The organism is Streptomyces sp. NPDC087901 (assembly GCF_044742205.1).
Lineage (GTDB): Bacteria > Actinomycetota > Actinomycetes > Streptomycetales > Streptomycetaceae > Streptomyces.
The window spans coordinates 1-1,408 of record NZ_JBIUUC010000055.1 but is presented as its reverse complement, the minus strand read 5'-3'; the positions used below and the strand labels follow the sequence as shown (position 1 = coordinate 1,408).

Below are 1,408 nucleotides of genomic sequence, written 5' to 3'. Positions count from 1 at the left end.
TAGTACTGCAACGGTCTTTGGTGTGACTGGTGGCCAGGTTGGTCGTTGGGCTGGTTATGGGTGGGGATCTCAGTGATGTGAAGCGGTGGGCGGCGGGTCTGGGCGAGGTGCACGAGAGGTTCGTGCACCGGTTTGCCCGTTCGGAGCCGCGTGAGTCAGCACTGGCCTATATGCAGGGGCTGATAGCCCCGTTGGAGCGGAAGAACGGCTGGACGCTGGCCGAGGAAGCCGGCCACGCGGCTCCCGACCGCATGCACCGGCTGTTGAACCGATGCGACTGGGACCCTGACGAAGTCCTCGGCGACGTGCGTGATTACGTCGTCGAACACCTCGGTGACCCGGAAGCCGTGCTGATCGTGGACGACACGGGCTTCCTGAAGAAGGGGATCCGCTCGGCCGGGGTCCAACGGCAATACTCCGGGACGGCGGGGCGGACGGAGAACTGCCAGGTCGGCGTCTTCCTCGCCTATGCCGGCGGACGTGGCCGCACGCTGATCGACCGGCGTCTGTATCTGCCCACCTCATGGACCGATGACCGGGAACGATGCCGAGCCGCGGGCATCGACGACATGGTCGCCTTCGAGACGAAAGTGGTCACCGCCAAAGCGATGGTCCGCCGGGCGATCGCCGACAAGATCCCGTTCCGGTGGGTGACCGCGGACGCAGCCTACGGCTTCTCCAAAGGCTGGCGGACCGAGCTCGAGCGGGCCGATGTCTTCCACGTCATGGCCACCACCCGCCACGACACCGTCGTCACCCGGTGGGCCATGGACCACCCCGTCCACGAGCTCTTTCCCGGCCTGCCGCGGCAGAAGTGGAAGCGCCGTTCCTGCGGAAACGGAGCCCACGGACCACGCGTCTACGACTGGGCGAGGGTCGAAGTCCGGCCCTGGCACCGCGAAGACCGCCGGCACTGGGTGATCGCCCGCCGCAGCGTCAGCCGACCCCAGGAGATCTCCTACTACATCGCTTACTGCCCCGCCGAGACCACACTCGACGAACTGATCCGCGTCGCCGGCAGCCGATGGGCCGTCGAGGAATGCTTCCAGACCGCCAAGCAGGAATGCGGCCTGGACGACTACCAGGTCCGCCGCTACCCCGGCTGGCACCGCCACATCACCCTCGCCATGGCCGCCCACGCCTGCCTCACCGTTCTGCGGGCCCGCGCACTCGACACGGAGAAAGCAGAAACGGATCCTCCCAGCTCATCGCCCTGACCCTCCCCGAAATCCGGCGACTGACCACCCGCCTGACCCGGCCCCGCGCCAACCTCATCGACCATGTCTTGCACTGGTCACACTGGCGCCGCCGACGACAGTTCCAAGCCCGGATCAGCCACTACAAACGACGCGGCCACACACCACCAGAAACTGCCCACACATCAGAACAAAGACCGTTGCAGTACTAG

General features: G+C 66.3%; 1 protein-coding gene. It reads left to right on the top strand.

Annotated features, from left to right (window positions below; genetic code table 11):
- Nucleotides 1–56 precede the first annotated feature (56 nt).
- Nucleotides 57–1,217, top strand: coding sequence for an IS701 family transposase (locus ACIOEW_RS41245; protein WP_401970762.1), 1,161 nt, complete (start codon nucleotides 57–59; stop codon nucleotides 1,215–1,217).
- Nucleotides 1,218–1,408: the final 191 nt, after the last annotated feature.